The organism is Micromonospora fiedleri (assembly GCF_016774385.1).
In the GTDB taxonomy this organism is placed as follows: domain Bacteria; phylum Actinomycetota; class Actinomycetes; order Mycobacteriales; family Micromonosporaceae; genus Micromonospora; species Micromonospora gifhornensis.
The window spans coordinates 773,776-798,655 of sequence record NZ_JAETXL010000001.1; the positions used below are offsets into that span (position 1 = coordinate 773,776).

At 72.5% G+C, this 24,880-nt stretch carries 23 protein-coding genes; 9 read left to right on the forward strand and 14 right to left on the reverse strand.

Annotated features, from left to right (window positions below; translation table 11 throughout):
* The first annotated feature begins 167 nt into the window (after nucleotides 1–167).
* The gene (locus tag JMF97_RS03585; RefSeq protein ID WP_203220188.1) at nucleotides 168–1,382 is read left to right on the forward strand and encodes a GNAT family N-acetyltransferase; all 1,215 of its coding nucleotides are present in this window, start codon (nucleotides 168–170) and stop codon (nucleotides 1,380–1,382) included.
* Nucleotides 1,379–2,488 carry a GNAT family N-acetyltransferase gene (locus JMF97_RS03590; protein ID WP_203220189.1) on the forward strand — a complete coding sequence of 370 codons (1,110 nt, stop codon included), beginning with the start codon at nucleotides 1,379–1,381 and terminating at the stop codon, nucleotides 2,486–2,488. The genes JMF97_RS03585 and JMF97_RS03590 overlap by 4 nt, the downstream gene beginning before the upstream one ends.
* Nucleotides 2,489–2,543: 55 nt before the next feature.
* On the opposite strand, the gene hpf is transcribed toward JMF97_RS03590, so the two are convergent.
* From hpf to mtrA, 5 genes are all read right to left on the reverse strand, one after another.
* A complete protein-coding gene (gene hpf, locus JMF97_RS03595; protein WP_013731738.1) occupies nucleotides 2,544–3,173 on the reverse strand; it encodes a ribosome hibernation-promoting factor, HPF/YfiA family in 630 nt (209 codons plus the stop codon).
* Nucleotides 3,174–3,421: 248 nt separating this feature from the next.
* Nucleotides 3,422–4,117 carry a ComF family protein gene (locus JMF97_RS03600; protein ID WP_238358739.1) on the reverse strand — a complete coding sequence of 232 codons (696 nt, stop codon included), beginning with the start codon at nucleotides 4,115–4,117 and terminating at the stop codon, nucleotides 3,422–3,424.
* 10 nt (nucleotides 4,118–4,127) lie between these two features.
* Nucleotides 4,128–5,921 carry an LpqB family beta-propeller domain-containing protein gene (locus tag JMF97_RS03605; RefSeq protein WP_203220191.1) on the reverse strand — a complete coding sequence of 598 codons (1,794 nt, stop codon included), beginning with the start codon at nucleotides 5,919–5,921 and terminating at the stop codon, nucleotides 4,128–4,130.
* Nucleotides 5,918–7,675: an MtrAB system histidine kinase MtrB gene (gene mtrB, locus JMF97_RS03610; RefSeq protein WP_203220192.1), complete on the reverse strand. Its 1,758-nt coding sequence runs from the start codon at nucleotides 7,673–7,675 to the stop codon at nucleotides 5,918–5,920. Before mtrB ends, JMF97_RS03605 begins: the two co-directional genes overlap by 4 nt.
* A 13-nt stretch (nucleotides 7,676–7,688) precedes the next feature.
* Nucleotides 7,689–8,378 carry an MtrAB system response regulator MtrA gene (gene mtrA, locus JMF97_RS03615; protein ID WP_013731734.1) on the reverse strand — a complete coding sequence of 230 codons (690 nt, stop codon included), beginning with the start codon at nucleotides 8,376–8,378 and terminating at the stop codon, nucleotides 7,689–7,691.
* A 213-nt stretch (nucleotides 8,379–8,591) separates the two neighbouring features.
* On the opposite strand from mtrA, the gene JMF97_RS03620 reads away from it, so the two are divergent.
* From JMF97_RS03620 to JMF97_RS03640, 5 genes are read left to right on the forward strand one after another with little or no spacing between them, the layout of a single operon-like run.
* The gene (locus JMF97_RS03620) at nucleotides 8,592–9,437 is read left to right on the forward strand and encodes a hypothetical protein (protein ID WP_203220193.1); all 846 of its coding nucleotides are present in this window, start codon (nucleotides 8,592–8,594) and stop codon (nucleotides 9,435–9,437) included.
* Complete coding sequence (locus JMF97_RS03625) at nucleotides 9,434–10,027, forward strand: DUF4129 domain-containing protein (protein ID WP_203220194.1); 594 nt, start codon at nucleotides 9,434–9,436, stop codon at nucleotides 10,025–10,027. Before JMF97_RS03620 ends, JMF97_RS03625 begins: the two co-directional genes overlap by 4 nt.
* Nucleotides 10,024–11,376, forward strand: a complete 1,353-nt coding sequence (locus JMF97_RS03630; protein ID WP_203220195.1) for a DUF4350 domain-containing protein — start codon at nucleotides 10,024–10,026, stop codon at nucleotides 11,374–11,376. Before JMF97_RS03625 ends, JMF97_RS03630 begins: the two co-directional genes overlap by 4 nt.
* Nucleotides 11,373–12,359 (forward strand): AAA family ATPase, encoded by a 987-nt coding sequence (locus JMF97_RS03635; RefSeq protein WP_203220196.1) that lies wholly within the window; start codon nucleotides 11,373–11,375, stop codon nucleotides 12,357–12,359. Before JMF97_RS03630 ends, JMF97_RS03635 begins: the two co-directional genes overlap by 4 nt.
* Nucleotides 12,356–13,666 (forward strand): DUF58 domain-containing protein, encoded by a 1,311-nt coding sequence (locus JMF97_RS03640; protein WP_203220197.1) that lies wholly within the window; start codon nucleotides 12,356–12,358, stop codon nucleotides 13,664–13,666. The genes JMF97_RS03635 and JMF97_RS03640 overlap by 4 nt, the downstream gene beginning before the upstream one ends.
* Nucleotides 13,667–13,691: 25 nt before the next feature.
* Here JMF97_RS03640 and JMF97_RS31035 read toward each other — a convergent pair whose 3' ends face one another.
* Nucleotides 13,692–14,645 carry a stage II sporulation protein M gene (locus tag JMF97_RS31035; protein ID WP_203220198.1) on the reverse strand — a complete coding sequence of 318 codons (954 nt, stop codon included), beginning with the start codon at nucleotides 14,643–14,645 and terminating at the stop codon, nucleotides 13,692–13,694.
* Nucleotides 14,646–14,690: 45 nt separating this feature from the next.
* Here JMF97_RS31035 and JMF97_RS03650 point away from each other — a divergent pair, with 45 nt between their 5' ends.
* Both JMF97_RS03650 and JMF97_RS03655 read left to right on the forward strand, forming a co-directional pair.
* Entirely contained in the window at nucleotides 14,691–15,722 is a 1,032-nt protein-coding gene (locus JMF97_RS03650) for an RDD family protein (RefSeq protein ID WP_203220199.1), read from the forward strand.
* A 50-nt stretch (nucleotides 15,723–15,772) separates the two neighbouring features.
* Nucleotides 15,773–15,928, forward strand: a complete 156-nt coding sequence (locus tag JMF97_RS03655; protein ID WP_169804608.1) for a hypothetical protein — start codon at nucleotides 15,773–15,775, stop codon at nucleotides 15,926–15,928.
* 116 nt (nucleotides 15,929–16,044) lie between these two features.
* On the opposite strand, the gene ahcY is transcribed toward JMF97_RS03655, so the two are convergent.
* From ahcY to JMF97_RS03695, 8 genes are all read right to left on the reverse strand, one after another.
* Nucleotides 16,045–17,544, reverse strand: coding sequence for an adenosylhomocysteinase (ahcY, locus tag JMF97_RS03660; protein ID WP_203220200.1), 1,500 nt, complete (start codon nucleotides 17,542–17,544; stop codon nucleotides 16,045–16,047).
* Between the two features lie 327 nt (nucleotides 17,545–17,871).
* Entirely contained in the window at nucleotides 17,872–19,032 is a 1,161-nt protein-coding gene (gene manA / locus JMF97_RS03665) for a mannose-6-phosphate isomerase, class I (RefSeq protein WP_203220201.1), read from the reverse strand.
* A gap of 3 nt (nucleotides 19,033–19,035) precedes the next feature.
* The gene (locus JMF97_RS03670) at nucleotides 19,036–19,989 is read right to left on the reverse strand and encodes a cation diffusion facilitator family transporter (RefSeq protein ID WP_203220202.1); all 954 of its coding nucleotides are present in this window, start codon (nucleotides 19,987–19,989) and stop codon (nucleotides 19,036–19,038) included.
* A gap of 16 nt (nucleotides 19,990–20,005) precedes the next feature.
* Nucleotides 20,006–21,202 (reverse strand): SIS domain-containing protein, encoded by a 1,197-nt coding sequence (locus JMF97_RS03675; protein ID WP_203220203.1) that lies wholly within the window; start codon nucleotides 21,200–21,202, stop codon nucleotides 20,006–20,008.
* Nucleotides 21,199–21,381: a Trm112 family protein gene (locus JMF97_RS03680; protein ID WP_013731721.1), complete on the reverse strand. Its 183-nt coding sequence runs from the start codon at nucleotides 21,379–21,381 to the stop codon at nucleotides 21,199–21,201. Before JMF97_RS03680 ends, JMF97_RS03675 begins: the two co-directional genes overlap by 4 nt.
* Before the next feature lie 62 nt (nucleotides 21,382–21,443).
* A complete protein-coding gene (locus JMF97_RS03685) occupies nucleotides 21,444–22,823 on the reverse strand; it encodes a phosphomannomutase/phosphoglucomutase (protein ID WP_203220204.1) in 1,380 nt (459 codons plus the stop codon).
* A 69-nt stretch (nucleotides 22,824–22,892) separates the two neighbouring features.
* Entirely contained in the window at nucleotides 22,893–24,128 is a 1,236-nt protein-coding gene (locus JMF97_RS03690; RefSeq protein WP_203220205.1) for a YML083C domain-containing protein, read from the reverse strand.
* A gap of 147 nt (nucleotides 24,129–24,275) precedes the next feature.
* The gene (locus tag JMF97_RS03695) at nucleotides 24,276–24,854 is read right to left on the reverse strand and encodes a DinB family protein (protein ID WP_013731718.1); all 579 of its coding nucleotides are present in this window, start codon (nucleotides 24,852–24,854) and stop codon (nucleotides 24,276–24,278) included.
* Nucleotides 24,855–24,880 lie beyond the last annotated feature (26 nt).

Below are 24,880 nucleotides of genomic sequence, written 5' to 3' on the forward strand. Positions count from 1 at the left end.
CAACGCTCCCCTAGACAGTCTCGAACCATCGTAGGCGTTTCATCGGGCCAATGGTCACTGGTGGCGGCCCTCGGCCATCGCGAAACCGACATAACGTCCGACGCTCCAGGCTACGCGCCCGGTTTACCCGTTACGCCGTGGGCGAACGATCCGGCACGATGGGTCGAATGGAGCCCGTGGAGATCACCGAGGCCGGACTGACGCTCCGGCCGTGGCGGCCGACCGACGCCGACGACCTGCATCGCGCCGGCCAGGATCCGGAGATCCAGCGCTGGATCGACTTTCCCCGACCCTACCGGCCGCAGGATGCGCAACGGTTCATCGCGGGCCGCATGCGCCAGTGGGCGGAGGCCACGGCAGCCGCCTTCGCGGTCTGTGACGCCGCCACCGGTCGACTCCTCGGTGCCGCTGATCTGCAGCGAATCGACCGGAGCCGGCAGCTCAGCGAGATCGGCTACTGGACCGCCCCGTGGGCGCGCGGTCAGGGGGTGGCGGTCCGCGCCGTCCGCGCCCTCGCCCGGTGGTCCTTCGCGGAACTGGACCTGCGCCGGCTGCTCTGGACGTCCCGCGCGGGCAACCACGCCGCCCGGCTGGTCGCCCTGCGCAGCGGCTTCCGGATCGAGGGTCGGCTGCGCGCCGCCGACCCGGCACCCGGCAGCTACGAATGGGTCGGCTCGCTGCTGCCCGGTGAGGTGCCGGCACCCGGCGAGGTCGGTCCGGCCGGCCCAGGCTCCCTGGAGGCTCGCCGAGCCGCCGTCTTCGGCCGGGCCCAGCCCACCCTCTTCGCCAGCACATCGCGACGCGAGCTGCGCCTGCGTCCGCTGGAGGACCGCGACCTCGACGCGTTGGTGATCACCTGCCAAGATCCGGACACCCTGCGGTGGACCACCGTCCCGGAGGCCTACGACCGGTCGGCGGCCGTGTCCTTCCTGGCCCACTGCGAGGACTGCTGGGCCGGCGGCACCGCCACCTGCTTCGTGATCGCCGACGAGCAGGACCGCTACGCCGGCTCGATCGACCTGCGGCTGTCCTCCGGCGACCCGCTGCTGGCGACCGTCGGCTTCATGACCGCGCCGCACGCCCGGGGTCGCGGCTACCAGACGGCGGCGCTGGCGGCGCTCACCACCTGGGGCTTCGCCACGCTCGGGCTGGCCCGCATCGAGTGGTGGGCCAAGGTCGGCAACGTCGCCTCCCGCCGGGTCGCCGAAAAGGTCGGCTTCGCCATGGAGGGCACCGCCCGGGCTGCGCTGAACCACCGCGGCACCCGGGCCGACGCCTGGGTCGGCGCGCTGCTGGCCGAGGACCTGGTCCCGCTGAGCAGCGCGGCACGGACCAGCGCAGGTACCAGCAGCTGGCCGGCAGCGGGCCAGGTGACGGTGTGACGCCCGAGACGATCGAAGCCCACGGCGTACGCCTGCGGCCGTTCCGTCCGGCCGACGAGGCCGATGTCGTCGCCGGCTGTGCCGACCCGCTGACCCAGCGGTTTCTCGACGGCCTGCCCAGCCCGTACACCGAGGCCGACGCCCGGTGGTGGATCACCGAGGGTGCTCCCGCGGCGTTCGCCGCCGGTGGGGCCGCGTACGCCGTCGCCGATCCGGCCACCGACCGGCTGCTCGGCACCATCGGGCTGAGCCACGCGATGCCACCGCGACGGCAGGCCGAGATCGGCTACTGGGTGCATCCGGACGCGCGGGGACGTGGGGTGGCAACGGCGGCCACCCGGGCGCTGGCCGAGCGCGCCTTCACCGACGGCATCGAAAGGCTGGAGTTGCTCGCCCAGGTCGAGAACGTGGCCAGCCAGCGGGTCGCGTTGGCCACCGGTTTCCGACCCGAGGGGATACGTCGAGGTGGTGGCCGGGCGCGCGATGGAGGCCGACGGGACCTGGCCGTCTGGGTACGGCTGGCCGACGATCCGCCCGGACCGTACCCCCGGCTGCTGCCCGACCTGCCCGGTGGGCGACTCACCGACGGGGTGATCGTGCTGCGGCCGCTCGGGCCCGAGGACACCGACGAGATGTACCGCCTGAACAGCAGCCCGGACGTGGTGGCCAGCCGGGTACCACCGGGTCCGCCGGCTCGCGAGGAGATCGTCCGGCGCAGCGTCGGTGCGGCGCACCAGTGGCTGGTCGGTACGGTCGCGTCGATGACCATCCTCGACGCGGCCTCGGGGTCGGTGGCCGGAACCTGCATGTTGCTGCACGACCAGCCCGGCGGGCAGGGGATGCTCGGCTACAGCCTGTTCCCGCAGTGGCGGGGACGCGGCTTCGCCACCCGCGCGGTGCGGCTGCTCGCCAGGTGGGGCTTCGAGCAGGTCGGTCTGGCCCGGTTGTGGGCCGGCACCCTCCCGGAGAACCAGGCCTCCCGGCGGGTGCTGGAACGGGCCGGCTTCCGCTACGAGGGACTGTTGCGCGCCCGGCTTCCCGGCGCGGAGGGCAGCCGGGGCGACTCGACCGTGTACGGGCTGCTCCCCGGCGAACTGCGGGACTGACCGCGGACGGAGCGGTGCGGGCCGGGGCGCTGCCGCCGGCCCGCACCGACGCCGGTCAGATGTCCAGCGAGATGATGCCGTAGTCGTAGGCGTGCCGTCGGTAGACCACGCTCGGACGACCCGATTCCTTGTCCTGGAACAGATAGAAGTCGTGGCCGACGAGTTCCATCTGGAACAGCGCGTCATCGACGGTCATCGGCTCGGCCGGGTGCACCTTCTCCCGGGCGATGTGCCACGGCTGGTCGTCGTACTCGTCCTCCTCGGCGCGTTCGGCGACCGCGGTGGCAGCGCTGGCCGGTGCGCCCAGGGCGGCGGAGGGGAGGTCGGTTACCGGCAGGCCGGCGGTGGCGGCGGCGACCGACAGCGGCGCGTGCCGGCCGCGGTGCACCCGACGCCGGTCGGCGGCGCGGCGGAGTCGGGCGTCGAGCTTGGCGATCGCGGCGTCCAGGGCGCTGTAGAAGTCGCTCGTGCAGGCCTCGGCCCGGATCACCGGGCCCCGGGAGAAGCAGGTGATTTCCACTCGCTGGCAGTGGTCGGCCTGGCGCGGATTGCGCTCGTGGAAAAGCTCCACCTCGGCACGAATCAGCTTGTGGTCGTAACGTTCGATCTTCGCCAGTTTTTCTGCTACGTGCACCCGGTAATGATCCGGCACTTCGACGTTACGGCCCTTGACCACGATGTCCACCGTGACCTCCTTGCTCGGACGGTCTTTGCTCCGAAAACTCCGGTCGCGCGTCCGGGGAGGGGCCCCGCTCGGCGTCGACCGGTCAATACGGCTACGCCTCCTCTCACCGCCGGGGGTAGGTGGCTGACCTCCTACCCTCGACAAGCAAACGCTAACTCTTGTTTGCCCGCTCGTCATCCCCAGCCCTCGACAACGGCCGGAATTTTGCAAAGATCACACACGAAGGAGTGAATTGGAAACACAATCCGTCACCGTTGGTGCCTTTTTTCGGTGGCGGCCAGCACCGCCGCCACCGACGGCGACATTCCTTGTACGGCCAGCAATTGACTGATCGCGGCAAGTGTCGACCCGGTGGTGACGATGTCGTCCAGCAGGACCACTGTCGTGCCGGGCGGCACCGGGCCGGCGTCCGGCCGTACCCGGAAGGCGGCCAGCGCCGTCGCCGCCCGACCGGCGCTGTCCAGGGTGACCGAGTCCGGCCGGGGCAGCGCGCGTACCGGCCGGTCCACGCGTACCGGCCAGCCCGCCGCGTCGAGCCGACGGGCGCAGTGCCGGGCGAGCCGGCCGAGGTGGTCGCCGAAGCGGGCCCGGGCCGCCGCCGGGGTGTCCGGCACCGGCACCAGCACCAGCGGTCGGGCCGAGCCGACCGCATCGGCCACGACCTCGGCGAGCAGCGCGCCCAGCGGTCGGGCCAGACCGTGTCGGCCATGTTCCTTGTACGCGAGCAGGGTCTCCCGCAGCGGCCCGCCGTAGCTGCCGAGCGCGTGACAGGGCGGCAACCCCACCGGCGCCGGCACCGGTCGGACCTCCCCGGGGCGAAGCGCCTGAAGCGCGGTCACGCAGTCCGGGCAGACGCCGTGCCGCAGCCCGGGTCGGCGCTGCCGGCAGCCGGCGCATTCGGTGGGCAGGGCCAGGTCGGCCAGATCCGCCCACAGCCCGCGCAGCACGGTCGACTCAGTAGAGGAAGACGGGGGCGGTGGGATTGCCCGGGCGGACCCCGGTCGGCGGCGCCGTGACGTCCTGGACCTGTTCGCGCACGATCCGCTCGAACGGGTTGTTGCGGTAGGTCACGCCGTTGGCCTCGTACATGAACGTGGCGGCGAGCGGCGAGGTCGGGGTGGCCGGGTGGGCGGCCAGGTGGGTGACCTCGGCACCGGCGTCGTCACGCAGCCGGGTCTCCAGCGCCCCGTCGACGCTGATGTCGTAGATCGCGGGTCGACCGGCGGCCCCGGCCACCAGTAGGCGGCTCTCCGCCCACCAGTCGACCGCGGTCAGTCGGTTCAGTGAGGTCGCCAGGCGTCGGGCCGGGCCGATGGTGGGCACCCCGCCCTCCCAACTGATCGCGGCCACGTGCAGCGCACCGTCGACGATCAGGGCGATCCGGTGCCCGTCCAGCGAGGCCGCCACCGCGTCGACGCGGCCCGGCAGGCCGAGCTGCACCGGGCGCATGGCCCCCCGGTCGTCGAAGCGGTACAGCTCGCCGTCGGCGACCACCAGGCCGGCCGGCTGATCACTGTCGGTACGCAGCCAGACCGGCCGACCGATGACGGTGTGCGCCGGCCCTGTCATGAAGGTCTCCACCACGTCCCGGCCCCGGCCGACCCGCAGCCGCTGCCCGGCATCCTCGCTCACCACCAGGGCGGCCAGCACGTCGCTGCCGGCGCGGCGCAGCCCGGCGGAGAGCACGTCGTGGTTCGCGTCGGCCGCCACCGGAACCCGGCCGATCGGCTCGTTGGCCACGGCGAGCGCGTGGATCGCGCCCTCGTAGACGCAGAACCGTCGGGCGCTGCTGTCGTCGAGCCGGTACAGCTGATTCGACGCCCGCTGTTCGCCCAGGTCGACCAGCTTCCGGGACTGGTTCAGGATCTTGATTTCCAGGATGCCGTCCAGCTCCAGCAGCGACCAGGCCAGCTGGGTGGCGAACTGCTCCAACCGGACGTCGTCGGCGCCGGGCATGTCGAGGTTGACCTCCCACCGGCCGTCCGAGCCGGTGGCGTTGTTGATCATCTCGGTGCGGTCGGGCAGCCCGGAGACGCCGACCCGCAGCCAGTCCGACGGGCCTGCGGTCAGCCAACGGACCACCTCGCTCACCCGCCGCTCGGCGGGCACCGCCGAGGAGAGGTACCGCTGGTCGGGCACCAGCCGGGTCCGTTCGGAGTTCCAGAAGTAGATGGATTCGGCCTGGTAGTACAGGCGCAGCGCCTCGTCGCTGAGCAGCAACACGTTCGGTGGGCCGCTGACGTAGAACCCGGCGTCGTCCTGACCCGCCGGACCGGCGTTGATCAGGCGGAACTCGTACGTCGTCTCGGTGGCCAGGGGCGGCACCAGCATGCCGTTGGCCCGCAGCAGGCCGACCTGCTGCACGCTGATGGTGACCTTCATGCTGTCGACGTCCGGCTCGATCACCGGGTCGTCGGTGAGGCGTACCACCGACAGCGCCACCTCGCTGCCCTGCTTCACCTGCAGGCCGCCGCGCTCCGCCACCGCGATGTACTGCTTGACCCGGTCGTACGCCCGATCCGGCTCGCCGGCCGCGGCGGCCAGGAAGTTGCGGACGAAGGCCTCGGCGTCGCTGCCGCTGGCTTCTCGTGCCGGCGGTTCGCTGCCCCGGCCCAGCGACCAACTTGCCTCCGCCGCGGGTCCTCGCTGCTCGGTCTGCACCTCCGACCGGTCGGGGATGCCGCAACCGACCGCGCCGGCCAGCACCAGCGTCGCGCCGAGCGCGCCGCTGAGCAGTCGTCGCCTCACGAAGCCACCTCCGCGCGCTGCTCAGGGACCGACTTCGCCGGTCCGACCGTGAGTGCGCCGTCCGGTCCCGGACCGATGGCCAGCTGACTCTCGGTCGACGTCGCGCCGAACGACACGGCCGCGTCCGCCGGCACCAGCCGCAGCGGCGAGGTGATCAACCGGTCGCCGGCCCGCGCCGGCAGGGTGAGCCGGAACTGTGCGCCCTGCCCCGGCGCACCCCACGCCTCCAGCCAGCCACCGTGCAGCCGGGCGTCCTCCAGGCTGATCGACAGGCCCAGCCCGGTGCCGCCGGTCTGCCGGGCCCGGGACGGATCGGCCCGCCAGAACCGGTTGAAGACCAACTTCTCCTCGCCGGGCTTGAGCCCGACGCCATGATCGCGGACGGTGACCGCGACGGCGGTGTCGTCCATCCCCAGGGTGATGCGCACCGGCCGCCCCTCGCCGTGCTCCACCGCGTTGCCGACCAGGTTGCGCAGCACCCGCTCCACCCGGCGCGGGTCGATCTCGGCGATCACCGGGGTCGCCGGCAGGTCCAGTTCGATCTCCACGCCGACCCGTTCGGCCAGGCCGGAGAGGCGGTCCACCACCCGGTGCACCACCGGCACCAGGTCGGTCGGCTCGGCGTCGAGGACCGCGAAACCGGCGTCGAACCGGCTGATCTCCAGCAGGTCAGTCAGCAACTCCTCGAAACGGTCCAGCTCGGCTTGCAGCAACTCGGCGCTGCGCGCCACCGACGGCTCGAACCCGTCCCGCTCGGCGAAGATCAAATCGGCGGCCATCCGTACCGTGGTCAGCGGGGTACGCAGCTCGTGCGAGACGTCCGAGGTGAACCGCCGCTGCAGGCGCGACATCTCCTCCAGCCGCAGGATCTGCCGTTGCAGGTTGGTGGCCATCTGGTTGAAGGAGGCGGCGAGCAGGGCCAGGTCGTCCTCGCCGTTGACCGCCATCCGCTGATCGAGCAGGCCGGCGGAGAGCCGCTGGGCGGTGCGGGCCGCCACCCGTACCGGCGTCACCACCAGCCGGGTCACCAGCGCCGCGAGCAGGCCGAGCAGCAGCACCAGGGCGAGACCGGTGACCAGCACCGTGGTCCGCGCCTGACTGGCCGTCGAATCCTGCAACGTCAGCGGTACGAAGTAGTAGAGCTCCACCTGACCGAAGCGGGTCGGTACCGGCGAGCCGTAGACCAGGTACTTGGTGTCCCGATCGCCGGTGAGCCGACCGGTCTGGATCTGGTTGGCCACGTTGCCGCCGGCCACCGCCGCCCGCAGCTCGGGGCTGATCAACGGCCGGAAGTCCACCGCGGGCGAACTGCGCGGCAGGATCATGCCACCGACGCCGTCCGCGGTCAGCGCCACCACCACGCCGCTGGTCTGCTGCGGGTCGCCGCCGGCCAGGTAGTTGACCGTGCCGTCGATGGTCTCCTGGAGCTGGGCCTCCTGCGGCTGGCTGTAGAGGCTGAACTGCTTGGCCGCGTACTCCGCTCCGCTGGTCAGCCGAAGCCGCACGTCGGTCTTGGCGTTGTCCAGCAGAATGCTGGTGATCTTGCCGGCGATCAGGTAGGCGAAACCGCCCACCAGCAGGCTCGACACCACAAGTGTGATGGTGACCACCCGCACCTGCAGCGAGCGTCGCCAGGCGTGGTGCAGGCCGGCGAACACGCGGGCGGCCCGACCGCTGAGCCGACGCCACAACTCCCGCCCCGCGCCGGGGCGGCGGGACGTGGTGTCGGGATCCGGAATCGGGGCGGCGGTCACAGTGCGACCCAGGCTATCCGGTACCCGCCTTGTAGCCCACGCCCCGCACGGTGAGGATGATTTCAGGTCGCTCCGGATCCGGCTCGATCTTGGCGCGCAGGCGTTGTACGTGCACGTTCACCAGTCGGGTGTCGGCCGCGTGCCGGTAGCCCCAGACCTGCTCCAGCAGAACCTCACGGGTGAAGACCTGGCGCGGCTTGCGGGCCAGCGCCACCAGCAGATCGAACTCCAGCGGGGTCAGCTTCACCTCCTCGCCGTTGCGGCTGACGGTGTGCGCCGGCACGTCGATGGCGATCTGGTTGCCGGGCGGGCCGATGGTGAGCAGCTCCGGCGCGGCGTCCTCGCCCCGGCGCAACCGGGCCCGCATCCGGGCCACCAGCTCCTTGGGCTTGAACGGCTTCACCACGTAGTCGTCGGCCCCGGACTCCAGGCCGAGCACCACGTCGACGGTGTCGCTCTTGGCGGTCAGCATCACGATCGGTACGCCGGACTCGGCTCGGATCGCCCGCGCAACGTCGATGCCGCTCATTCCGGGCAACATGAGGTCAAGCAGGACGATATCGGGACGATTATCGCGGAACGCCGCCAGCGCGCGTTCCCCGTCCGCCACGAAGGACGGCATGAATCCCTCGCTACGCAGGACGATGCCGAGCATCTCGGCGAGCGCGGGGTCGTCGTCGACCACCAGTACCCGGGCTCTCATGGGGTTAATGTTTCCATCCCGTTCAGTTCAGGGGGTTCGGGCGTCATCCCGGCACGCTACTGCCGGGACCCACGCCGTGCCCAGCACCCGCCGGTACACCGCTCACACGAGCCGCCCCACCGGCCGGGCTCCACCTGTCCGACTCGCGCGTGTCAACATGATCCCTGGCTGCGTCCCCGCGCGCCACCGCCCCCGCCTTCGACAGGAGTGCGCGTGCCCCACGCCGGCTCGATCGCCGTACTCCCCAACCGGCCGCTCACCGTCGGTGAACTGCTCGACTCCGCAGTGCTGCTGCTGCGCGGGCACCTGGGAGCACTGCTTCCCCTGGCCGGAGCGCTCGCCCTCGTCGAACAACTCCTCCTGCTGCCCCTGCGGGTCGCCGTCGGCGTCGATCCACCACTGTGGTGGACCCTGTCGATGAGCAGCCTGGGGCCCTTCCTGGTCCTGCTCGCCGTCGGCGCGGCAACCGAAGCCATGATCATCATGCTGCTCGGCAACCCGGCCGCCCGGGCCGCCGGCAGCGCCCTGGTCGGCCGCCCGGCCGGCATTCGGGACCTGCGCCACCCTCGGGGTGCCCGCTGGGGCGCCACCCTGCTGCTCTGCCCGATCGTCGGCGTCACGATGTTGCTGGCGTCCCTGCCCGGCCCGACCTGGTTCCTCGGATTCGCGCTGCTCGGCGGGGTGGCCCCGGCACTGGCCCTGGACCGGCTCAGGCCGCTGCGTGCGCCGATCCGTTCCGTCGACCTCGCGCTGCGGGTCGGCGGCCGGGCCGCCGGTCTGCGGCTGCTCGGTTACCTCGTCTGGTGGCTGCTCCGGGTCGGTCTCGCGTGGGGCCTGTTCACCGGGTTGTCCAGCCTGAACCTGATCGCGTCGGGCTGGGCCGTCGCCGTGGCCATGCTGCTGTGGGCGGCCGTCAACATGGTCGGCTACGCCGGGCTGGCCTGCCTGGACGCGGTCCTGCACCTGGAGACCCGGATCCGCACCGAGGGGCTGGACATCCACCTCTCCCGGGCACCCGTCGACGCGCCGCAGTGCACCCTGTTGGCGGTGGGCCGATGAGCTTCACCCGCTGGTGGACCGAGACCACGGCCGCGCTCGGTGATCACATTCCGCTGCCCCTGGTCGCGCTGCTGCTGGTGCTCGCCACGCTGCTGGTCTCCGCCGGCTGGTACACCTACCCCGCCTGGGTGCCACGCCGGTTTCCCCGACCGCGCCGGTTCCCCCGGCTGCGTCGGCGCCGACGTCCCGCTCGGGCACCCCGGCCGCGTCGGGTCGACAGCGACCCTGCCGTCGACCTGGAGTCGCCGCAGCCGACCGGACCACCGGCGCACCATGTCACGCTGGCCGACCGGCTGGCCGCCGAAGGACGCTACGACGAGGCGATCCGGGAGCGGCTGCGCGGCATGGTCCGGGAACTGTCCGACCGCGACCTGGTGTCGGTACGCCCCGGCACGACGGTCACCGAGATCGTCGAGGCAGCCGCCACCCGCCACCCACCGGCCGGTCCGCCGCTGGCCGCCGCGGCGACCATCTTCGCCCGCATCTGGTACGCCCAGCGTCCCGGCACCGCCGACCACGACCAGCGGGTACGCGACCACGCCGCCACGCTGCACCGGCTGCTCACCGACCGCACCCCCGACGCCCGATGAGCGCGCCGAAGGTACGCCGACGGCGGCACCGCATCCTGATCCCGGTGCTGCTGAGCGCCCTGGTGGTCATCACGACCCTGGTCACCCACGCGATCGACCAGCCGGACCAGACCGACGCGGGATTCCTGTCACCGCTGTCGACCGGGGACGACGGCGGCAGTCGGTTGGCCGCCGGCCTGGCCGAACGTGGCGTGCAGGTGCGGCGGGAGACCGACACCCTCGCGGCGCTGCGGGCGGCGAGGTCCGGCCCGGCCACCCTGTTCGTACCGGCCCCGGAACTGCTGCACCCGCAGACCGTCGACTACCTGAACCTGCTGCCCGGCCACACCCGGCTGGTGCTTGTCGACCCGCCCCGGCGGGTGCTGGCCGCCGCCGGGATGCCACTGCGACCGGCAGGTCGGCGCTGGGCGGCCCGGGCCGTCGCCCCGCACCTCACCGGGCCCTGCGCACTGCCCGAGGTCACCGGCGCGACAGCCGCCGTCGCCCGGCAGCGGTACGCCCCCACCGGCCCGCCCGGCTCGGTGGACCTCTGCTACTCCGCCGGGCTGGCCCGACTTCCCGGTGCGGCCGAGAACGTGGTGGTGGGCGCCAGTGACCCGTTCCGCAACGGCCGCATCGGCGAGTGGGACAACGAACTGTTCGCCACCGCTCTGCTCGCCACCACCGGCCGGGTGCTCTGGCTCGACCTCGACGGACCGGCACCTGCACCACCCACACCCAGCACCGTACGGACCACACCGCCGTCCGAGCCGGACGAGGAACCCTACGACGAACCCGGCGGCGACCAGGGTGACCTGGGTGCCGGCGACAGCACCGAGACCATGCCGCCCGCACCACCGGGCGGTAACGCCTCCGGCTCCGACGGACCGGGCCGGGAGCAGACCAGCAACCCGCTCTGGTCGGCCTTCCCTCCCTGGTTCTGGGCGCTGCTGGCGCAGCTCGTGCTGGCCGCGCTGCTGATCGCCATCGCCCGGGCCCGCCGCTTCGGCCCGCCCACGCCCGAACCGCTGCCGGTGACCGTCCCGGCTGCGGAGACGGTGTTCGGCCGGGCCCGGCTCTACCATCGGGCGAAGGCTCACCAGAGCACCGCCGAGGTGCTCCGCGCCGCCGCGAAGGACCGGCTGGGGCGGCGGTTGCAGCTGCCGGCCGGCACCCCCGACGTGGCTGCCGTCGTGGCCGCCGAGACCGGCGAACATCCGGACACCGTCCGTGACCTGCTCCACGGCGACGCCCCGGACACCGACCAGGAACTGCTGGAACTGGCGAAGGAACTGGATCGCGCGGCCCGCGACCCACGATCGTCCCCAGTTCGGCCGCCGCTGCCCCGATCCGAAGGAGACCCCCGGTGACCCGACCCGCCACGCTCAGCGACCCGCTGGCCGCCGACCCCAGCCGGGCCGCGCTGCACCGACTGCGTACCGAGGTGGCCAAGGCGGTCGTCGGGCAGGACGGGGTGGTCACCGGGCTGATCATCGCCCTGCTCTGCCGCGGTCACGTGTTGCTGGAGGGCGTACCCGGGGTGGCCAAGACGCTCCTGGTACGCACCCTCGGCGCGGCGCTGGACCTGTCGACCCGACGGGTCCAGTTCACCCCCGACCTGATGCCGGGCGACGTGACCGGCTCGATGATCTTCGACGCCCGTACCGCGGCCTTCACCTTCCGGGAAGGACCCGTCTTCACCAACCTGCTGCTCGCCGACGAGATCAACCGGACGCCGCCGAAGACCCAGTCCGCCCTGCTGGAGGTGATGGAGGAACGGCAGGTCACCATCGAGGGCACGCAGCATCCGCTGCCCGACCCCTTCATCGTCGCCGCCACCCAGAACCCGGTGGAGTACGAGGGCACCTATCCGCTGCCCGAAGCGCAACTGGACCGGTTCCTGCTCAAACTCACCGTGCCGCTGCCCGCCCGTGAGGAGGAGTTGGGCGTCCTGCGCGCCCACCACGCCGGCTTCGACCCCCGGGACCTGGCCGCCGCCGGCGTACGCCCGGTGGCCGACGCGACCGACCTCGCCGTGGCCCGCGCGGCCGTCGGTCGGGTGCACGTCGCCGAGCCGCTGTTCGGCTACGTCGTCGACCTGTGCCGGGCCACCCGCGCCATGCCCGCGCTCGAACTGGGCGCCTCGCCACGTGGGGCGACCGCGCTGCTCGGCACCGCCAAGGCGTGGGCCTGGCTGGCCGGGCGCGACCACGTGGTGCCCGACGACGTGAAGGCGATGGCCCGGCCCACCCTGCGGCACCGGCTGCGGCTGCGCCCGGAGGCCGAGCTGGAGGGGGTCGGGATGGACTCCGTACTGGACTCGGTGCTCGCCACCGTGCCCGCACCGCGATGACGTGGCGGGCGGCAGCACTGCTCGCAGTCGGTGCGCTGACCCTGCCCGCCTGGCCCGCGCCCTTCGTCGGGGTGGCGGTGATGACCGGCGTGGTCCTGGTGTTGTGCGCCCTGGACTTCGGGCTGGCCGCACCGCTGCGCGGGATCACCGTCGAGCGCGACGGTGATCGTTGCGTCCGGCTCGGTGAGACCGCCACCGTCACGGTGCATCTGCACAACGCCTCCGGCCGGACGTTGCACGCCCAGGTCCGCGATGCCTGGGTGCCGTCGGCCGGGGCGCAGCCGGACGTACCACCCGAGCGCGTCGTGCACGTGCCCGCCGGTGACGTGGCGGCCCTGCCCAGCCGGCTCACCCCGACCCGCCGCGGTGACCGGCCGGCGGTGGCGCTGACGGTCCGCTCGCTCGGGCCGCTCGGGTTGGCGTTCCGGCAGCGCACCAGCCGTCCGCCCACCCCACCGTGGACACTGCGGGTGCTGCCCCGCTTCGACTCCCGCCGGCACCTGCCCGAGAAGCTGTCCCGGCTGCGGGTGATCGACGGGACGCAGGTCGGCCAGGGACGCGGCGCGGGCACCGAGTTCGACACCCTGCACGAGTACGTGCCCGGCGACGACGTACGGTCCATCGACTGGCGGGCCAGCGCCCGCCGGGCCGAGGTGCTGGTACGCACCTGGCGGCCGGAACGGGACCGGCGGCTGGTGTGCGTGCTGGACACCGGCCGTACCTCCGCCGTGCTGCTCGGCGACGAGCCCCGGCTGGACGCCTCGATCGACGCGGCCCTCCTGCTCACCGCCCTGGCCGCACGGGCCGGTGACCGGGTGGACGTGCTGGCCGCCGATGCCGTGTCGCGCGCCTCGGTCGGCGGCGCCGACCGACCGGCCCAGTGGCCCCGGCTGGCACATGCGCTGGCCCCCCTGCAACCGGCGCTGGTCGAGACCGACTTCCAGCTGATCGCAGGCGAGTTGCTGCGCCGCCACCGGCCGCGCAGTCTGGTGGTGCTGCTCACCTCGCTGGAGCCCGGGGCGCTCGGGTCAGGGCTGCTGCCGGTGCTGCCCCGGCTCGCCGCCCGGCACCGGGTGGTGGTGGCGGCGGCCCAGGATCCGGTGCTGACCGCGCTCACCAGCACACCGCCCCGCCGCCCACGGGACGCCTACAACGCCGCCGCTGCCTGGCGTACGCTCGCCGAACGTGACCGCCTGACGGCGGCGCTGGCCCGCTACGACGTCGCTGTGGTGGACGTGCCCGCCCCTCGGCTGGCGCCGGCCCTGGCCAACGCCTACCTGCGCCTCAAGGCCGCCGGCCGACTCTGAGCCGACCTCGTCGCGGCCCTCGCCGTCACCGATCGTCGACGTCGGCTCTGGCCCGGGAGCCGAGCAGCACGACGTAGGCCAGGAAGGCGAGCCAGGCGGCGGCACCGACGGCGATGCGGACGGCCGTCGGCACGGGTGCCGGGGTGACGAACGCCTCGATCACCGCGGCGACCGCGAACAGCCCGACCAGGCCGAGGGCGACCAGGATGGCGTCGCGTCCCGCCCGAGCCACCGCCTGCCCCCGGGTCAACTGCTCCGGTGGCGAGATCCAGGCCCAGCCGGTACGCAGCCCCACCCCGGCGGCGACGAAGACCCCGGTCAGCTCCAGCAACCCGTGCGGGGTGATCAGGCCGAAGAAGACGTCCGCCCGGCCGTAGGAGATCATCACCCCGCCGACCACCCCGATGTTCAGCACGTTCTGCCAGAGCAGGTAGCCGACCGGGACGATGAGCACCCCGGCGGCCAGGCACTTCGCCGCCAACCAGGCGTTGTGCGTCCAGAGGTGGAAGGCGAACGTCGGCGCGGAGAACTCCGTGTAGTAGCCGGCGAATCCGGATTCGACCAGGTGCGCCGCCTCCTCGTCACCGATGAAGGCGGCGGCCGTCTCCGGGTTGTCCGCGACGAACCCCATGAGCGTGAAGGTGAGCAGGGTGAAGCCGGTCGCCACCGCGCACCACCACGGTGCCGCCCGCCAGACCGCCCCGGGAAAACCGGCCGTCAGGAACCCTCGTACCGTCGCCCAGGACGGCCGGGGCCGGCCGGTGAGCCGGGCCCGGGCCCGGAGCACCACCTGGGACAACTCGCCCAGCAGCGCCGGATCGGGAGAGCGGCTGCGCAGCACCGACAGGTGGGTGGTGACCCGCTGGTAGAGCGCCACCAACTCGTCGACCTCGGCGGCGTCGAGACGCCGCCGGTCACAGAGCTGGCTGAGCCGACGCCACTCCCCGCCATGCTCCGCGACGTACGCGTCGAGATCCACCGCCAGCCACCCCCGTCCGCGCGATCATAGTGTTCACTGTCGTAGGTGAGTACAGCAGCGCGGTGGACCGCCCCGGCCTCCGGTGACGCCGATCTGGTCAGCGGAGAGGCCGTACGGCTGGACGTACGGGCCGCCCGAATCGGCTCCCGGGTGCTCGCGCTGCTGATCGACGTGCTGCTTCAGCTGGTGTTCGGTCTGCTGCTCATCGTGATCGCCGGGCTGGCCCTGGCCGCCCTGCCGTACGGCCTGTTCGACGCGGCCCTGGAACGGGCGTTGCTCACCGTCGGGGTGGTCCTGCTGCTGATCGGTTACCCGGTGTGTTTCGAACGGCTCAACGAGGGGCGCACGCCGGGCAAGGCGGCGGTCGGACTGCGGGTGGTGAGCCACGACGGTGGCCCGGTGGGGTTACGCCAGTCGCTGACCCGGGCGCTGGTCGGGGTCGCCGTCGAGTGGCCGGGGCTGGTGCTGCCGCTGCTGTCCTGGGTCGCCGGTGCGACGGTGATGCTGACCGATGCCCGGGGTCGACGCCTCGGTGACCTGGTGGCGGGCACGCTGGTCGTGCACACCCGCACCGCGGTCAGCTGGCGTCCGGTGCCGGCCCCGCTGCCGGTGCTGACCTCCTGGGCGTACACGCTGGATCTGAGCCGGTTGGACCCGAGCCTGGCGCTGGCCACCCGGCAGTATCTGACCCGGTCCCACCAGTTCGCCGAGCCGGCCCGCAGCGACCTGGCCCGGCAGTTGTGGCGGGAGGTGGCCGCGACGACCGGTCCGCCGCCACCACCGGGGCTGCCGGAGTCGGTCTACCTGGCCGCCGTCCTGGGCGAGCGGCACCGACGGGCCCGCCAGCGGCTCGCCGGTGAACGCGGGTTGGCCGCCGCGCTGTGGCCGCAACTGGGCTCGACACCGACCTTCCGGTCGGCCGAGTCGACGCTCACCGCGCCGCTGCCCGACCCTGCGCCGATCTCGGTCCCAGGTCCGGTGCCCAGCCCGCGGGCGGTCGAGGCGGGCGGTCTGGTCGGCGTACGCCCGTCGGTGCCGGCCCGCCGCAGCGGGGCCGACGGGACGGGCGGACACTGAGACGCGAACGATGCCGGTGGCCGGTGTCGAGCGGACACCAGGAGGCAGTGGTGAGAGGTTTCGGGCCGTGGCTGGCGGTACTCGCGTTGGTGCTGCTGCTCAGCGCGCTGCGGCTACGTACCCTGGCCGCGCTGGTGTCGGTGGGTTGGCTCATCTGGTGCGTCTGGACCTGGATCCGCCCCGGCCGCCGCAGTAACCCGCGCTGACCCGCAACCTGCGCCGCCCGAACGCCACCTCGGCTGCGCCGCCCGAACCCGCGGCCCGGCCGGACATGCCGAACCGGGCCGACCCGAGGCAGGGTCGACCCGGTTCGACGACCTGATCAGTAGCGGTAGTGATCCGGCTTGAACGGGCCCTCGACGGCGACGCCGAGGTAGGCGGCCTGCTCCTTGGTGAGCGTGGAGAGCTTGGCACCGAGGGCCGCCAGGTGCAGCCGGGCGACCTTCTCGTCCAGGTGCTTGGGCAGCACGTAGACGCCGGTCGGGTACTCCTCGGTCTTGGTGAACAGCTCGATCTGGGCGATCGTCTGGTTGGCGAACGAGTTCGACATCACGAAGCTCGGGTGACCGGTGGCGTTGCCCAGGTTCAGCAGACGTCCCTCGGAGAGCACGATGATCGCGTGGCCGTCGTCGAACTTCCAGAGGTCGACCTGCGGCTTGATGTTCTCCCGGGTGACGTCCGAGCGCTTGGCCAGACCGGCCATGTCGATCTCGTTGTCGAAGTGACCGATGTTGCCGACGATGGCCTGGTGCTTCATCCGGGCCATGTGCTCGTTGGTGATCACGTCGAAGCAGCCGGTCGCGGTGATGAAGATGTCCGCGATCTCGACAACGTCGTCGAGGGTGGCGACCTGGTAGCCGTCCATCGCCGCCTGGAGAGCGCAGATCGGGTCGACCTCGGTCACCACGACCCGGGCGCCCTGGCCACGCAGCGACTCGGCGCAGCCCTTGCCCACGTCGCCGTAGCCGAGCACGACCGCCATCTTGCCGCCGATCAGCACGTCGGTGGCCCGGTTGATGCCGTCGATGAGCGAGTGACGGCAGCCGTACTTGTTGTCGAACTTGCTCTTGGTGACCGAGTCGTTGACGTTGATCGCCGGGAAGAGCAGGGTGCCGGCCCGGTGCATCTCGTAGAGCCGGTGCACGCCGGTGGTGGTCTCCTCGGTGACGCCCTTGATGGTGGCGGCGATCCGGGTCCACCGCTGGCCGTCCTGCGCCAGCGAGCGGTGCAGCAGGCCGAGGATGACCGCGTACTCCTCGGAGTCGGCAGACTCGACCGGCGGTACGACACCTGCCTTCTCGAACTCGACTCCCTTGTGGACGAGCAGGGTCGCGTCGCCACCGTCGTCGAGGATCATGTTCGGGCCCTGCCCGTCGGGCCAGTCGAGCACCTGCTCGGTGCACCACCAGTACTCCTGGAGCGTCTCGCCCTTCCAGGCGTACACCGGAACGCCGGCGGGGGCGTCGGGGGTGCCGTCCGGGCCGACGACGATCGCGGCGGCGGCGTGGTCCTGGGTGGAGAAGATGTTGCAGGAGGCCCAGCGGACCTCGGCGCCGAGCGCGACCAGGGTCTCGATCAGGACGGCGGTCTGAATCGTCATGTGCAGCGAACCGGTGATCCGGGCCCCCGCGAGAGGCTGCGCCTCGGCGAACTCGCGGCGGATCGCCATCAGGCCGGGCATCTCGTGCTCCGCGAGGCGGATCTCCTTGCGCCCGAACTCGGCGAGCGACAGATCCGCCACCCGGAAGTCGCCTTCGGCGAGAGTGCTCGGCCGGGATTTCGGCGACGTACCACTGGCGGACGCCGGGAGGGTGCTGGTCATAAAAGCTCCTGTCGGACGATTGTGCTGCGCAACCTCTCACTTTACGCGCGCCTACCCGATCACGGCTGGCGTGAGGCCAAACAGCGCACGGGGCGACTAGTGACGGACGTTTCACCGCCCATCTCCAGCCGCCCCGCGCATCCCCCCGGTTTGGTTCCCCCGCGCGTTCTCGGACCTTCGTCGCGATAACGCTGCGCACTCATAGAGTCACACTCCGCATGCACCGAGTCAAGCTATTCCGGAAAAGTCGGACTCACGTGTTGCCGGGTCGGGCCCGCTTCGACACGCGCCGGCCAGGCAGGACGCCCTGCGGTTCGATCAGACGACTCAGCAGAGTCCCGGTGACGCGACGTACACCTCACCCGCACCGCTGACCGTGAGTGACCCGCCGGCGGCGGACCCCACCGCGGCCTGCCCCGGCCCGAGCGTCACCGGGGCGACCACGTCGGCGACGTCGACCTGCCCGGACGTGCACAACACCAGCCACGGCCCCGGCACCGTCAGGGTGACCTCGGGCTGCCGACCCACCGTCACCCGGTGCAGTGCGAAATCCGCCACCGGAACCGGCCAGGTCACCACCCCGTCCGCAACCGGTCGGGGCGCCACCACCGGCTGGTCGAGCACCTCGAAGCGAAGCACCCGGAGCAACTCGGCCACGTCGACCCGCTTGCGGGTGAGCCCGCCGCGCAGGACGTTGTCACTGGCCGCCATCACCTCCACACCCGTACCGCGCAGGTAGGCGTGCAGATTTCCGGCCGGCATCCAGATGGCCTCGCCCGGCGCCAACCGCACCCGGTTGAGCAGCAACGCCACCACCACCCCCGGATCGGCCGGGTACGCCTCGGCCAGCAGCTCGACAAGTTCCGCGTCCGGCCCGGCCACCGCCGCCTTCCGCACCGCCGCCACCAGCCCGGCACGGTCCGCCGCCGGCCAGGTCAGCAACAGGCGTACGGCCTCGGCCAGCCCGGCCGCACCGGCACCGAGCGCGTCGAGCACCGGCCCCAACGCCGGTACGCCGAGCCCGGCCAACACCTCGGCCGAGACCACCGGATCCCGGAACCCGCAGAGCGCCTCCATCGGCCCGAGCGCCACCAGCAACTCCGGCTTGTGGAACGGGTCGACGTAGTTGCGGTGCCCGTCGCACCGGGCATCGTCGGCGGCGTACCCCGCTCGGGCCTGCTCGGCGTCCGGATGGGCCTGCAAGCTCAGCGGCGCCGCGGCGGCCAGCACCTTCAGCAGGAACGGCAGTCGCGCGCCGAACCGGTCGACGACCCGCTGGCCGAGCCATCCGGCCGGATCGGCGGCGAGCACCTCGGTCAGGGCGACCCGGCCACCGTCCCGGTCGACGCTGGCCGGCGCGCCCGGATGAGCGCCCAACCAGAGTTCGGCCTCCGGGCCCTCGCTGGGCACCGGACGCCCCTGCAACTCGGCGATGGCGCAGCGGGAACCCCACGCGTAGTCCTTGATCGGCCCGTACAGCAGTTCCACCGGTCAGCTCCCCGATCGACCGGACGCCTCCGCCGGCCCGACCTCTCCCCGGTAGATGTCCGGCTCCAGATAGATCACCCGGGCGGTCGGCACCGCCGCCCGGATCCGGGCCTCCACCGCGTCGATGCCGCGCGCCAACTCCTCGGCGGTCTCGCAGCGCGCCACCGCGATCTTCGCGGCCACCATCAACTCATCCGGACCGAGGTAGAGCGTCTTCATGTGGATGATCCGCTCCACCTCCGGCCCGCCGGTGACCGCCTGCTCGATGGCGGCGATCTCGGCCGGCTCGGCGCCCTCCCCGAGCAGCAGGCTCTTGGTCTCCAGGGCGAGCACGATCGCGATCGTGACCAGCAGCAGGCCGATCATCGCGGTGCCCGCCGCGTCCCACCGGCCGTCGCCGGTGGCCAGGGTCATCCCCACGCCGAACAGCGCGAAGAGCAGACCGACCAGGGCGCCGAAGTCCTCCAGCAGCACCACCGGCAACTCCGGCGCCTTGGACCGGCGGATGAACCTGGTCCAGGACTGACGGCCCCGGACCAGGTTGGACTCCTTGATCGCGGTACGGAACGAGAACGACTCCAGCACGATCGCCACCAGCAGCACCGTCACCGGCACCCACTGCCAGCTGGTGATCCCGTGTGGATCCGACCACTTGTGCCACGCCTCGTAGAGCGCGAAGACCCCACCCAGGCTGAACAGCACGATGGCGACGATGAACGCGTAGACGTAGCGCTCCCGGCCGTAGCCGAAGGGATGCTGCGCGGTGGGCGCCCGCCGGGCCCGCCTACCACCGACCAGCAGCAACGCCTGGTTTCCGGTGTCGGCGACCGAGTGGATCGACTCCGCCAGCATCGACGACGACATCGTCAGCAGGTACGCCACGAACTTCGTCACCGCGATGCCGAGATTGGCCAGCAACGCCGCGACGATCGCCCTGGTGCCACCCCCGGCGCTCATGCCGCCGCCGTTCCGGTCACTGGTTGGCCAGCTCCTTCATCTCCGTGATCGCCGGCACCGCCATCGGATCCAGGCCGTGCGCCAGGGCCAGATAGATCGAGGCGAAGTCCGGCACCGCCACCAGGGAGGCCAGCCGTTCCAGCGCCGAGCCGCCCTCGGCGGTCACCACATCGCACCGTACGCCCCGGCGCTCGGCGAGCGTCTGCACCGCGTCGGCGCGCCGTTCCTCCACCGCGAGGGGCTCGTCGGCGTCGTCCTCGGCGTTCAGGCCACCGTCGCGCAGCAGCACCAGCCGCAGCCGGGTGCCGTCCTCCGTCGACTCCTCCGGATCGGCGAAGATGTCCCGCTCCCCTTCGGCGAGGCCGCCGAAGACGCCGTCGAGCAGACCGACCCGACCCCGGCCCGCCTCGCCGAGCGCCCCGGTGACCACCGGGTAGCGGGCGTTGGCCGACAGGGTGTCACCGAACCGGCGCGCCGCCACCGAGGCGAGCGGGGACGAACCCCACACGATCGGGATGGAGCCGGCCAGGCCGAGGGCGAGGGACTTCGCCGGGTTGACGAAGGACTCCGCGGTGGGCCGGCAGCGGTCGGCGTCGGCGTCCAGCCGGGCCGCCGTCTCGGCGAGGTCCGCCTCGTTGACCTTCACCAGGCCGAGCGCCCGGGCAGCGAGCAACACCGGCACCGTGAGCCCCCAGAGGCTGGCCCGCGCCGGCGCCCGGCGGGGCACCGGAATGAACGGGGCACGAGCCCGCTCGGCCAGTGACTGCAACTGGGAGTCGGCCGGACCGACGGCCACCAGACGGGCACCACGACGGTGCGCCGCCTCGGCCGCACCGAGCGCCTCCGGGCTGCGACCGGAGGCGCTGACCGCGATCACCACGTCGGCGGCACCGACCCAGCCCGGCACGCCCGCGCTGCGGTGCGGGATGACCGGCACCGGGCAGCGCGGCCCGGCGACCGTGGCCAGCACGTCACCGGTACGCCCGGCGGTGCCGATGCCGGCGATCACCACCGCGCGGGGACGGCCGTCGTCGGCGAGCATCGACAGGTTCGCCTCGGCGGCCAGCGCTGCGGACTCGCGCACCTGCGCGCCGGCCGAGGCGGTGTGCCGCAGCATGCCGCCCGGGTCCCGCTCGGCCAGCGCCTTCGGGTCGTCGAGCAGTTGGTCGTCGGCGTGGCGGTGGCCGCTGACCCCGGCCGTCCCGTCGATCACGACCGCTCCGCAGGGCCGCGCGCCTCGTCCAGCAGCAGCACCGGGACGTCGTCACGGACCTCGAAGATCCGGCCACACTCGGTGCAGGTCAGCGTCTGCGCCTGCGCGTCGTAGTCGAGCGGGGCATGGTGGGTGTCCGGGCAGGCGAGGATTTCCAGCAACTGCGGGTCGAGGGCCACGGCGCGGCTCCTTCCACGTATGCGGTTTCACCGATCGGCGGCACCGAACGGCGCGAGCGATCTTATCGGCGTACCCGGTCGAGCACGTCGTCGCGCAGCGACGTCATTCGCTGCGCAGTGGGCGCCTCGACATTGAGCCGCAGCAACGGCTCGGTGTTCGAGGCACGCAGGTTGAACCACGCCCCGTCCGGGAAGCGCAGGGTCAGTCCGTCCAGTTCGTCGACCTCGGCATCCGGGTAGGCGGCCCGTACCTCGGCGACCTTGGCGGCCTGGTCGGTCACCGTGGAGTTGATCTCGCCGGAGGCGACGTACCGCTCGTACTCGGCGGCGAGCACGGAGAGCGGCTGCGGCTGCTCGCCGAGGGCGGCCAGGGTGTGCATCGCGGCCAGCATGCCGGTGTCGGCGAACCAGAAATCCCGGAAGTAGTAGTGGGCGGAGTGTTCACCACCGAAAATCGCGTTGGTACGCGCCATCTCCGCCTTGATGAAGGAGTGACCCACCCGGGCCACCACCGGCTGGCCGCCGTGCTCGCGGATGATCTCCGGCACCGCCTGCGAGGTGATCAGGTTGTGGATCACCGTCGAGCCGGGATGCTTGGCCAGCTCGCGGGCCGCGACCAGCGCGGTGATCGCCGACGGCGAGACCGGCTCGCCGCGCTCGTCGATGACGAAGCAGCGGTCGGCGTCCCCGTCGAACGCCAGGCCGATGTCCGCGCCGTGCGCCACCACCGCGCGTTGCAGGTCGACCAGGTTGGCCGGGTCCAGCGGATTGGCCTCGTGGTTGGGGAACGTGCCGTCCAACTCGAAGTACATCGGCACGATCCGCAACGGCAGGGCCGCCAACGCGGCGTCGCCGAGCACGCTGGGCACGGTGTGCCCGGCCATGCCGTTGCCCGCGTCCACCACCACGGTCAGCGGCCGGATGCCGGACAGGTCCACCAACGTGCGCAGGTGCGCCGCGTAGTCGGCGAGGAGATCCTGCCGGTGCACCGGCGCGGTCGGCTCACCCACCGGCTCGCCCTTGTCCAGCAGCGCCTGCGCCCGCTCACGGACCTCGGCCAGCCCGGTGTCCTGCCCGACCGGGCGGGCCCCCGCGTGGCACATCTTGATGCCGTTGTACTGCGCCGGATTGTGACTGGCGGTGAACATCGCACCGGGCAGATCCAACGAACCGGAGGCGTAGTAGATCATGTCGGTCGAGGCGAGCCCGATCTCGATGACCGCACGCCCCTCGGCGCGTACGCCGGCGGCGAAGGCGTCCGCCAGCGCCGGACCGGAGGCACGCATGTCGTGCCCGATCAGCACGGCCTTGCCCGCGTCGCCGGTGGCGTCGAGCATCTGCGCGAAGGCGGAGCCCAAGGCGGCGGCAACCCCCTCGTCCCACTGCTGCGGCACCGTCCCACGGACGTCGTACGCCTTGACGATCTGGGACAGATCAGACACCGGTTCCACTCCTCGACTGCGTTCCGTCAACAAAGCTGAGCGTATCGGAGGCACGGCCCCCACCCCGGCTCAGCCGGGTAGCCCGCCCCCGTACCTCGGATCGTCACCTGGCACGGCGGGCGGCGGCGGGTCCTGCCACCCCGGCGACCCGCCCTGCCCCGGCGGCGCAGACACCGGCGGCACGGCCGCAGACCCCGACACCGGCGGCACGGTCGCGGACCCGGACACCGGCGGTACGACCGCAGAGCTGGACACCGGCGGTACGACCGCAGAGCTGGAGACCGGCGGTACGGGCGCGGAGCCGCCGGGAGCGGTCTCGGTCGGGCCGGACGGGCTCTGGTCGCCGGCGCCGGTCGACCGCGCGCCGTACAGGCCGCCGGTGGGTCGGGCCGTCGGCGTACCGCCGTAAACGCGGGGCGTGGGCGGTCGACCCGTCCCGTACACCTGGCCGGGTGCTGCCGGCGGCACTGCCTGCGGCCCGGGTGGCGTCGGCGCCGGAGATCGGGTGGAACGGTAGGTGGTGCCGCCCGGATTACCCGGCAGCGGGACGTCGGCCTGCTCGCTACGCCGTCGCCGATCCCGGCGCGAGCGGAACACCAGCAGCCCGATGAGCAGGGCACCGGCCGCGACCATGGCGACGCCGACGTACATCACCGACGAGATGCCGCCGGACTGGTTGGCCGCCTGACTCATCTCCCCCGGGCTGTCCGCCGCCAACGCCACCGTCGCGGTGGGCGCGGGCGGCGTGTCGACCACCTCGTCCAGGGTGGGGGTGGGAGACGGCGAGCGGGACGGTGTCGGGGCGACCCGGCCACCGGTCACCTGGGACTCCGCGACGGCGCGCCCCAGCAGGACACCGCGCGCCGTGACCGCCTCGCCCGTCACGACCAGCCGTCCCCCGGGAGCGTCGGCGCCGAACGCCACCCGGAAGCGGATCACCGTGCCCTTACGCTTGCAGAGTTCGTCCCTGGCCGGGGCGACCGGCGCGGTGGTCACCAGCCCGTCGGTGCCGGAGACCGGCACGGACACCCATCGGCGGTCGACCTCCGCCTGGACGGTGACCTGCTCGGCTCGGACGCCGGGCAGGCTCAGCCCCAGCGCGCCCCGCACCCGTACACAGCCGTCGGTACGTTTGCGTACCTCCAGCCGGACGTCCTGAGCGGCGCGACCCGCGGTGAAGCTGCCGGCCGACCGCACCCGCACGCGGTCCTCGTCGGCGTGCGCCGGTGCGCCACCGAGCATCACCAGCCCGCCGAGGAACACGCAGACCGTCGCGAGCCGCGCCGCGCGGCGACCTACCGACATGAGCTCCCACCGTTCCTCCCCCGGTGGGGGAATCGCCGGTCAGGCTACTACCGGCGCCCACACTCGGCTCGTCATCGACCACCCCGGATGTGCGACCCGCCACGCCGTCGACGGTCGCACACCACACCGGCGCGACGGCGTCGTCGGTCACTGGCCGACGCGGCCGTCGATCCGTTCGCGCAGCAGGTCCGCGTGGCCGTTGTGCCGGGCGTACTCCTCGATCATGTGCACCAGGATGTCACGCAGCGGATACGCCTCGTCGCCGCGACGCCCCCGCATCCCGAGATCCGCCGTCTCCGCGACGAACCGCTCCGCGAACTCGACCTCCGCCCGCCAGGCCCGCCACGCCTCGTCGACCACCTCCGGGTCGGGCAACGCACCGTCGAAGTCCGCGTCCGGTTCGGTCTCGCTGCACCAGATGCGCGGCGCGTCCAGTCCCGCCATCGTGCGCCGGAACCAGCCGCGCTCCACCTCGGCGAGGTGCCGCACCAGGCCGAGCAGCGACATGGTCGACGGTGGTACAGACCGACGGGCCAACGCCGCCGCGTCCAGGCCGGAACACTTCATCTCCAGGGTCAGTCGCTGGTCGCGCAGATAACCGACGAGGGTTTCCCGTTCGCCGTCGAACCCACCGTCGGCACGCGGATCGTCCTCCGGTCGGACGAACATGTTGGACCAGCCGAAGCGTCGGATCGGATGGTCGGCCGAGGAATCGAAATCCGTCATGTCCCGACCCTGGCCGTCCGCGCCCG

Bases quoted from the DNA above. Each gene is read 5' to 3' on its own strand.
- JMF97_RS03630 (WP_203220195.1), top strand. From the start codon at position 10,024: ATGAGCGCGCCGAAGGTACGCCGACGGCGGCACCGCATCCTGATCCCG.
- mtrA (WP_013731734.1), bottom strand. From the start codon at position 8,378: ATGAGAGCCCGGGTACTGGTGGTCGACGACGACCCCGCGCTCGCCGAG.
- ahcY (WP_203220200.1), bottom strand. From the start codon at position 17,544: ATGACCAGCACCCTCCCGGCGTCCGCCAGTGGTACGTCGCCGAAATCC.
- JMF97_RS03625 (WP_203220194.1), top strand. From the start codon at position 9,434: ATGAGCTTCACCCGCTGGTGGACCGAGACCACGGCCGCGCTCGGTGAT.
- JMF97_RS03670 (WP_203220202.1), bottom strand. From the start codon at position 19,989: ATGAGCGCCGGGGGTGGCACCAGGGCGATCGTCGCGGCGTTGCTGGCC.
- JMF97_RS03695 (WP_013731718.1), bottom strand. From the start codon at position 24,854: ATGACGGATTTCGATTCCTCGGCCGACCATCCGATCCGACGCTTCGGC.
- JMF97_RS03690 (WP_203220205.1), bottom strand. From the start codon at position 24,128: ATGTCGGTAGGTCGCCGCGCGGCGCGGCTCGCGACGGTCTGCGTGTTC.
- JMF97_RS03640 (WP_203220197.1), top strand. From the start codon at position 12,356: ATGACGTGGCGGGCGGCAGCACTGCTCGCAGTCGGTGCGCTGACCCTG.
- JMF97_RS03585 (WP_203220188.1), top strand. From the start codon at position 168: ATGGAGCCCGTGGAGATCACCGAGGCCGGACTGACGCTCCGGCCGTGG.